General features: G+C 36.9%; 8 protein-coding genes. 7 read left to right on the forward strand and 1 reads right to left on the reverse strand.

The genetic code is table 11. The annotated features are described in order from the left end of the window. Positions 1–469: 469 nt before the first annotated feature. Together CALSC_RS06035 and CALSC_RS06040 are read left to right on the forward strand one after the other, a co-directional pair. On the forward strand, positions 470–1,039 hold the full coding sequence (locus CALSC_RS06035; RefSeq protein ID WP_088240494.1) for a hypothetical protein: 570 nt from the start codon (positions 470–472) through the stop codon (positions 1,037–1,039). Positions 1,040–1,604: 565 nt separating this feature from the next. Then, positions 1,605–1,892, forward strand: a complete 288-nt coding sequence (locus CALSC_RS06040; protein WP_088240495.1) for a Mo-dependent nitrogenase C-terminal domain-containing protein — start codon at positions 1,605–1,607, stop codon at positions 1,890–1,892. Here CALSC_RS06040 and CALSC_RS06045 read toward each other — a convergent pair. Further along, complete coding sequence (locus CALSC_RS06045; protein ID WP_088240496.1) at positions 1,883–3,151, reverse strand: GAF domain-containing sensor histidine kinase; 1,269 nt, start codon at positions 3,149–3,151, stop codon at positions 1,883–1,885. The two genes, CALSC_RS06040 and CALSC_RS06045, sit on opposite strands and share 10 nt — an antisense overlap. A gap of 570 nt (positions 3,152–3,721) precedes the next feature. On the opposite strand from CALSC_RS06045, the gene CALSC_RS06050 reads away from it, so the two are divergent. The 5 genes from CALSC_RS06050 to CALSC_RS06070 form a co-directional block, all read left to right on the forward strand. Beyond that, entirely contained in the window at positions 3,722–4,396 is a 675-nt protein-coding gene (locus CALSC_RS06050; protein WP_088240497.1) for a response regulator transcription factor, read from the forward strand. 451 nt (positions 4,397–4,847) lie between these two features. Beyond that, a complete protein-coding gene (locus tag CALSC_RS06055; protein WP_235006697.1) occupies positions 4,848–6,230 on the forward strand; it encodes a hypothetical protein in 1,383 nt (460 codons plus the stop codon). A 7-nt stretch (positions 6,231–6,237) separates the two neighbouring features. Continuing rightward, on the forward strand, positions 6,238–7,296 hold the full coding sequence (locus tag CALSC_RS06060) for a DUF1822 family protein (protein ID WP_088240499.1): 1,059 nt from the start codon (positions 6,238–6,240) through the stop codon (positions 7,294–7,296). Between the two features lie 256 nt (positions 7,297–7,552). Then, positions 7,553–8,056 (forward strand): hypothetical protein, encoded by a 504-nt coding sequence (locus CALSC_RS06065; protein WP_088240500.1) that lies wholly within the window; start codon positions 7,553–7,555, stop codon positions 8,054–8,056. 88 nt (positions 8,057–8,144) lie between these two features. Next, on the forward strand, positions 8,145–9,099 hold a 955-nt coding region (locus CALSC_RS06070; protein WP_143288167.1), incomplete at its 3' end, for a hypothetical protein.

A 9,099-nucleotide genomic window follows, 5' to 3' on the forward strand; every position in this document is an offset into this window, starting at 1 on the left:
ATCGCTACACGCAAGTAATAAGTAATAAGTGTATTGTTCATAGGTTTGATGCTTCAACAATGTCTTAACCTATATGCGTAGTGCTATAACTGCAATCACAAATTAGCAATAAATATGTAAAATTTTATTTGCTAAATTTTATATATCTTACTATAGCTGCTATTGTATAAATAGTAGATAGATTTCTTCAAAAATCAAGTTCACATTTGTTGATGATTCTAACTTGAAAAAAGCAGGGGGTAGAAATCAGGAAGCAGGAGGGAATAGGTATTTTTATGTTTGGTTATTGACAAAATATTGTCCATGAGTGACTGACTATAAATTAAGTATTAATAATCTATCTATAAAAGAGAATAATATGATGAGCTGGAGGGAAATAGTTTTAGAAAATTAAAATTATCCTATCTATATATAAATTAATTTTTATTCCCAGACATAGTTTATAAGACTGAATTATTTCTATTATATTATGAAAACTCCATTGTTTATTGTGTGTAGTATAGCTCTGTTAGTTGGCTTAAGTGCATGTGTAGAAGAAGAGTTAGTCAATACTAACCAAAGTAGTCAGAATAACCAAACTTCTGTTGTTCAATCTAATAACAGTAGTCAAACTAGTCAAACTAGTCAAAATAGTCAAACTTCTGTTGTTCAATCTGATGATAATAGCGACATGAATAGTAATTTCTCTGTTTCTAGCCAACAATCCACTAGTTCATCTAGTTTTCAGAAAAGTTCTGTTGGTTTGAATGCAGCCAATTTAGGAAAACCTCATATTCTGAGTATCCAAACTTCAGGAAATCAGCTAAATGGGGAAATTCGCATTGATGGTAAAGTTGTCAAACAAATTCGTAATAAAAAAGTTGATGTTAATTTATCTCCTTATCTATCGGTGGGAGAACATCAAGTAGAAATTTCAGCTCGTTATACTCCTACTGATGCAGATGTAAGTATAGAGTTTAATGCTCCTGGAACAAGCAACAATCAGCAAACTAGTGGTGATGGAGAACTGAAGTATCAAATGGATGTTATTGTACGCTAGTATCGCTACAGTCATTTCAGTTATCAGTTAGCCTCCTGCTCCCTCCGGGAGAACTGCGCTAACGAAGGAACTGCACTAACAGTTATCAGTTAACCCATCGATAAATCGAGAGGCTTGTATCCAGTTTCTTTTTTTAGTCTCCGACTTCCGACTCCCGACTCCCGACTCCCGACTCCCCACACTCCCCATTTTCTAGATAGAAGCTAAAAGCCAAAATTAGTTTTATTTTCTAGCTTTAATGTTTTATTGGCAAACCCTATTGTCAACTACTTGTATCCCTGACCTTCTAGAAGGTCAGGGATATTATTATTAGTGATTGAAAATAATACCAGTATACAGAACGAGTCACATGAACACTGACAATGAAAAAACACCAAAGTTTATACGGAAAACAAATGTCATCTGGTGTAGTTATAGGTGTTCCTCAAAATAAAAAATACTTCAGGAACCAATGATGACTGCATAAGTCAATACCATTGAACGTAATTTATATGTAGAAAGGCTTACCTACTCACTATCTAAGCCTTAATTAAATTTACCACTTATATATTCCCAGGTAAGAACTATGACTAGCTTTTCCCAAATTCAACACCACAGAGATTTTCTATCTCCTATCCGTCAATGGTTAAATTCCCTCGAAATTCATAATACTAAATTAGCTCATACCTTGTGTAAACTGATTCCCGCTCAATGTCCATTTGAAAAAGATATCGTTATATTTGGACGCACATTATTTCACATCCCTCCCATGTGTAAGTTAAACCCGTTGTACGAAGAAGTTGTCACTCTGCGCTTTAAGGCTCTCTGCTATTTAGCAGATGAATGTGGAGAAGATATTACGGTTTACTGTTGATTACACAAGGGGAGTTTGACTGTGACTGTAGTACCTTCACTCGAATTTGATTGAATCTCTAATTCGCCACCATGAAGCTCCACAATCCTTTTACAGATTGCTAGTCCCAATCCAGTTCCAGAGGTTTTTGTTGAGAAAAAAGGCTGAGTTAGCTGAGGTAAAACCTCTGGAGGAATGGGTTCTCCACTATTATGAACGTGAATACATATTTGATTTTTTCTCGCTAAATTGCTAACTAATAATTGCACAGTATTTCCTACAGATGTTGCTTCCAATCCATTGCGTACTATATTAATTAATATTTGCTGTAATTTATCTTTATCTACTTGGACTATAACAGCATTCATCCCTAGAGAAAATTCGATGAATTTATCTGTAGCTTCTGGCATTTCTCTTAGAGGTGGCAATATCTGGGAAATCCAATTATTCAGATTAATCTCTTCTAGCTTTAGTGTCTGAGGCTTGGCATAAAGTAAGATTTCTGTTAGCAATCTTTCTAAACGTTCCGATTCTGAGAATGCCAAAGATAATCTTTCTTTCCATACTGCTGATAAATCCAGTTTTTTAAACGAATTTAACCCCATTTTAATTGTAGTTAAGGGGTTACGAATTTCATGTACAATACAAGCAGAAAATTCACCAATTGCTGCTAAACGTTCTTTCTCTACAAGTTTAGCTTGAGCAGTTTGTAATTCTTTTGTTCTTTTCTGTACTTCAATTTCCAGGATATGATTAAATTGCAACTGTTGTTGATAAAGCTGATAGTTATCAATTGCTGTTGCTACCCGTTCGGCAAATAACTCGGCAATTTCAATCTCATCTGAAGTAAATAGACGGGGTTGTTTGTGAAAGCAACAAATTGTTCCCACTATTTTACCTTGAGGAGTACATAAAGGAATTCCCAAGTAGGCTTGATAACCTGGGGGTGGACTACCATATTGACTACAGCTTGTAGCATCTGTGATTGCTAGAACTTTCCCTGTTTCCACGACAGTACCAGTTAAGCTACCATGAAGAGAGTAAATCTTGTTGCCTGCATCTCCTAGTTCAATATTACTAGCTAGGATTTTGTAACCCTGATCATATAAGGTAACTACAGACCAATCCAATTGCAATAATTCACTAATACTGAAAGTTATTTCTCGTAGATAATAGTTAAATTTATCTGTACGATAACTAAGGTTAGATAAAATTGTCAGAGCGCGTCTTCCTCTTTGTGAATCACTGGAGGAGAAAGATGGGGAATCTGTTTGTGTCATCTGGTACTATCAGTATTTACTATATTTAGTATGTACTATTACTCATGAGTTTAATTCACGGCTTCCCGTTATTAGGGGGAAAATGCAACAATTCTTATCAGCATTTATAGCACTACGCGCAAATAATAAGTAATAAATAATAAGTAATAAGTAATAAGTTTACTGCTTATAGGTTTCAGCCTTCAACAATGTCTTAACGTATATGGGTAGTGCTATATTAGCCCATATGTATTGTATAATTTAGTCACTAAAATAAATAACCAGGAAAATATTTATACCAATATAAACGGAACCAGACTCAAAATGTGAAAATAACTCTTTCCTAATCTTTAACCATAATCCCTATAGTTCAAACAGAGTTAATAAGAAATAGTGATTTTTATTCATGTCCTGAAATCAGACTGCGGTAAAACAGATAATTAATAACTGATAAATCAAATGACCAAAAAATAGACTGGATACAAGCCCCCGGATTTATCCGTGGAGAGTCAAAAATTTTTTCTGAGTTTCAAGCCCCTCGATTTATCGATGGGGTAACTGATAACTGATAAATGATAACTGATAACCGAAATGACCGTACAAATTTTACTGGTAGAAGATGAAGTTAAGTTAGCTCGATTTATAGAGTTGGAATTGACTTGCGAAGGCTACCAAGTGACTATAGCTAATGATGGGTTAACAGGGCTGACAACAGCAAGAGAATCCCATCCCGACTTATTAATCCTAGATTGGATGTTACCGGGGATGTCTGGTGTAGAGATTTGTCGCCGTCTGCGTAGTACCGGGGTGCAAGTGCCAATTATTTTACTAACAGCAAAAGATGAAGTTGGCGATCGCGTGGCTGGATTAGATGCAGGTGCAGATGACTATGTAGTTAAGCCCTTCAGCGTGGAGGAGTTGTTAGCAAGAGTCCGTGCTAATTTGCGTCGTACCCAAGAAACAGATGCAGATATACTAGTATTTGACGATTTGCAATTAAACCGGGCTACTAGGGAAGTTTATAGGGGCGATCGCGCCATAGAATTAACAGCTAAAGAATTTGATTTACTGGAATATTTACTCACTAATCCCCGTCAGGTTATTACCCGCGATCGCATTTTGGAAACTGTTTGGGGTTATGATTTTATGGGAGATTCCAATATTATTGAAGTTTATATTCGCTATCTGCGCTTAAAACTAGAAGCAAATAACGAAAAGCGGCTGATTCAAACCGTGCGTGGAGTCGGTTACGTCTTGCGTGATTAACCCTCTTTTTTATTATGATGAGAATAATTAGGTAAATACCCTTCTTCTGTCATTCTCCGAAAATTTTTATCATTTCTGAATTCTAGGGTTATTATACAGTAGGCGATAGCAGACTTTTTTATTAATATAAATTCCTGAGAACATGGAATCTACCAAAATTAAATGAGTAAATACTGTATTGCTTGGTATACCTTGTGCTCAGAAATTATTAAGAATACGAAAAACCGGAAAGTGACAGAAGAGGGGTAATCTCAAACGTATATCAGGACAGTGCTTGAAAAGCATAAGCCCAAACCTAAAGAAACTCAAGGACTGCGTCAGCTCATTCTATTAACATTTATTTATTAATGTAACGCAATATTCCGATCTAATTAGCATGAATTGCTCGTCTAGATACTGGACTCTTTGTTGCATAAGTCTTTGTAGTGAAGGGAAACAATACAAATGCTCTTTGGTTCCAGAAGCACAGGAATTCTTTCAAAATTTTCTGGCTGAATTATTATTTAATTCTGTAACTCCTCTGAATCAAAAAAGGATTCAGATGGCTTTACATTCTAAATTTCATCCTTCTAGTTTAACTGTTTCAGATAGTGAACGTGCGCAAGCAGGACTTTGTTTAAGATGTTATGTTTCTCATGCTATCCTTAAAGCCTGTAAAAAACTTGATGGGTCGTTTGGTATAAAAAAATCTTTTACTTATCAGGATTTATTACGTTTTGTTCTTGATGACGATGGAAAAAAGCTAGTTATTTTGGATCGAGAGTGTAAAACTAAACTCATTCTTAATGAAGATGGGCAAACTAAAGAATCTGATTACTCCTTGTTTACCGTTGAGATTTTGCGAACTTATCACCCTTCTGAGTCTAGCATGAGCCTAGATAACTGGGCTGAATTAAAAACTAGGCAGAATCAAGACTTGAAAAAATTTTTGTCAGAGTTTGGTCTTCAGCATCTAAGCGACTGGGCAATTTTAAATCGAGCTAGACATAGACAACTGGAATGTTTATCAGTGCGCGATCGCTATCTAGTAAAAGTTTTTCATGCTGTTTATCGACGAGATAGATGCCAGGAGGGGCAAAGAAGAAAATGTCCAGACCCCAATGAAGCACAATTGCAAGAAATGCTGGCTCTTTTGCAAGAACGGGAGGTTGTCATCAATACCTCGGATCAGTTAATGGGAGAACTCAAACAGGTAGCAAAACAACTGAGGCAGTATGACGTTTGGAGTAATATAGAACCTTTAGAAAAATATGACCCTGAGACGGAAAATTACACTATCAGAACGGATTTACCCCAATCTTCTTTAGAACTATCGGATATAGAAGAGCAGGAGTTTCTTGAGTTTTTGCATGAGCAGTTGAGGTTGACTTTAACTGAGGCAATGGAACAGGAAATTCAAAACCGTCTCAGAGAATTAGCCAATAGTAGAAGGTATAGTCCTCTAGTTGAAAGATTTATTCCTGGTCTGCAACTTTATTATACTGAGGGACGATCTTTAAGAGATATTGCTTCTAGGTTTGGGATGACTAGTCACGACCAAGCACAGAGGCTCTTGAATCCAGGGGGGTTACTAAGAGGTGTTCGTACTCTAATGGTACAACAACTCCTCGACAAGACGTTAAATAAGGTTCAATCTATGCAAGTAACTGAGAATCCTCCTCCCCCCAATTATCTCAGAACTTTAGCTGAACAAATAGAAGCTTTTGCGGATGAACAAGTTTTTCAAAAGGCAACAGCAGAAATTAGAACAGGACGAAAACGTTCGATGAATAGTTTATATGCCCAGCAACTGCTTCTGTACTGTCAACAATATGTAGATTTAGACAAAGAATAAAGTGATTATGAATACCCAAATTGGTTTAACAGATTTAAGATATTTGCAGCCAGAATCGATTTGGCTTGAGCCGGAACAGGTTGAGCAAGCGAAGAAAATTAGCCAAGCAGGGAAGGATGAGGCACAACAGTGGCAAAGCTATCTGAATGCACTGGCGTTAATTGGTTTTGAAAAATGGCTAAGGAAGAGAAAGCCTGAATCCACAGTTGTTCGGAATTTCAATTCTATTGGAGATGGTTATCATCTGGGGGTTGATGGATTCAATATCTATTTGCTGGTTACTGAGCATCTTCTGGATGAAGTTGTCCGCGTGTCTCAAGATGCAATTGATTCACCGGAAAGAGTAGCTCATTTCTATGTAATACTTGAGGTCTCAGAAGAGCAGCAATATGTCATTGTTCGAGGCTTTCTGCGTTACGATGAACTTGCTAATTATCTCCAGAGGAGTAATTGCCACCCTTCAGCAGACGGTTGTTATGCAGTACCTCTGTCAGAATTTGATGCAGAACCCAATCATCTTCTGTTCTATACCCATTACCTAGAACCCAGTGCAATTATTTCTTCTTTTGCTTCTAAAGGTGTAGCTGAAAAAAACAAAGAAGATTTACTAACGCATTTAACAGAAACTAGAGTCAAATTAAGCCAATGGTTACAGGGAGTATTTCAAGAAGGGTGGCAAACCATAGACTTGATGCTTAGTCCAGAAGCCGAGTTAGGGATGGGTCTTAGGGGTCCCTTAGAAATAAAAGCAGGCAAACTCATAAATCTAGGAATGCAATTGGGAAATCGCTCCTTGGCACTGCTATTGACGGTTACAAAGGATGCTGAAGCTGAGGAAAAAGTGCGGGTTCAAGTTCAGTTACATCCCACAGGTGAAGAAAAATATTTGCCATCTAATTTGCAACTTAAGTTGTTATCTAAGGCTGGGAAAAGCCTTCAGGAAGTTGAATCGAGAGATCAGGATAATTATATTCAACTGAATTCTTTTAGGGGAGAACCGGGAAAACGCTTCAGTGTTGAGGTTGGTTTGGGTGATGTGAGTGTCAGAGAAGATTTTGAATTTTGACAAATGCGTCAGTTAATTTGGCTGGCAACTATTAGAAAGTAGAATTCAAACTTGGTATTAACGATGCAAAAACTATGGCAAAGTCTGACATTTTTCTTGAGAATAGGAATTGAAATCTCAATTTTGTTTTTTCTGTTCCGTTCACTTCCTATCAGCACCCAAATCTTGTTCTCTATAGCAATCTCTTTCTCAGTTGAATTTTTGGTATATCGATTTGCGTCAGTGCGTCTGAAGCAAAAGATTGAGAGCATAGATTTTGAAAACTTACAGCAAACACACAAAAACTAAGGTTTTTCTGATGATTTTTGTCATTATCGAAAGCTTGGTAGTTAAAGGACTCATTACTACCGGTAAGTTTCTTGCTACTAAAGCTGCTTTAGCTAAGGCAACTGCGTTAGCTGCAAAAGTTGCTATCTCTCACTACGGTCTAGGGACTGTTTTATCATTCACTTTCACAACTGGACTTGTGGTAGGAAAAGTTGTCTGGACAAAAGAAAAAGTGGATAACTTGAGGGACGCAATCGAAGCACTTCAAGATGGCGACCATAAAAGAGTTATCTGGAAGTTTGCAAATCTGGCACGTTCTTCCAATACAGAGATAGAATTTCTGCCTGACGTGATTGAGGAATATTTGCTCAAAATTAAAGTGCCTACTGATAAAGCAGAAGCGATTGCTAAAACCATTACTAATTTTGAGTCTGAAATTACAGAACAAGTACAAGAGCTAGATCAGTGGGGTAAGTATAAACCTTACTACTAAAAATGAAAAAATCAAGAGTTGTTTTGAATGAATTTTGGACTTTCTTCGATTAGTCACAGCAATAGGTAGGACTAATTGCCTGAATATCATGAATCAAGTCTATCGTTACCTTAAATCTTTGATTACTCTGGGCTTAATTTCTGGAACTTTTATCGGTACTGCCAGTGTTATAGCCCAAGAACTTCCTCCACATAATCTAGCTTCTTCAGGAAAAGAATATGTCACTCATACCAATGGCATTTTACCCATAGTTCAGCCCTACCGAAATGTAGCTAATATTAATGATGCTTACCTGGTTCTTAACGGGAAAACTATACCAGCACAATATGACTTTATTCTTCGAGCTTTAGTATTTCTTCCGCAGTATGAAGTTGATATAGCAGATGGGTTACAGCAGGGAAATATTGTTATTGATTCACACTCTGGTGATTTAATCCATCAACCAATTCAGTTTTATTTTGATGGCAGCGATCCTATTCCTACAATTTACAATGAAGGAGGTTTATATAGAGTAGTTGTCGAAGATCCTGATGGTTTTACCTCAGTAGAAGTGAAAGGATCTGGGATTCGCATTCCACCAGTAATGACTTGGGAAAAACCTCAAACTAGGGTTGAATTTAATGTGGAAAAAACTTCTACTAAAAATCGAATTGAGGTAATTGCGAAGAAACCTGTACGTCGCTTTGACCCACTTTTATTAAATCTGAATGAACATCGGGCTAATCTTGTAGATATTGATAGTCTTCCTTTTAATCAATTACGCAACGAAGCTATTAACGCTCAGGTGTGTGAGAATGAGCAAGAATGTCCCCAGGATAATGTCGCAACGGTACTAGCTAATGTAGCTGCTAATATTAATGCTCTGCTAAATCGCTTTGAAAGACTACCAACAAGGAATGAAACAGCTTTTAACTATGGAATGAAGGACACGCGCCTTCAAGAATTAAGGGATTTTCTTGGACGGGTTCAAAACAACTTACAGGAAAAAGATTTTACCGAAGCAGAACGCCAGAGAATACTAACGCAAATTCGTCAGATAAGTA

It is taken from the genome of Calothrix rhizosoleniae SC01 (genome assembly GCF_900185595.1).
GTDB classification, from domain to species: domain Bacteria; phylum Cyanobacteriota; class Cyanobacteriia; order Cyanobacteriales; family Nostocaceae; genus Calothrix_A; species Calothrix_A rhizosoleniae.

Excerpts from the sequence above, each read along its gene's own strand:
- CALSC_RS06040 (WP_088240495.1), top strand. The coding sequence starts at position 1,605 with ATGACTAGCTTTTCCCAAATTCAACACCACAGAGATTTTCTATCTCCT.
- CALSC_RS06035 (WP_088240494.1), top strand. The coding sequence starts at position 470 with ATGAAAACTCCATTGTTTATTGTGTGTAGTATAGCTCTGTTAGTTGGC.
- CALSC_RS06050 (WP_088240497.1), top strand. The coding sequence starts at position 3,722 with ATGACCGTACAAATTTTACTGGTAGAAGATGAAGTTAAGTTAGCTCGA.
- CALSC_RS06045 (WP_088240496.1), bottom strand. The coding sequence starts at position 3,151 with ATGACACAAACAGATTCCCCATCTTTCTCCTCCAGTGATTCACAAAGA.
- CALSC_RS06060 (WP_088240499.1), top strand. The coding sequence starts at position 6,238 with ATGAATACCCAAATTGGTTTAACAGATTTAAGATATTTGCAGCCAGAA.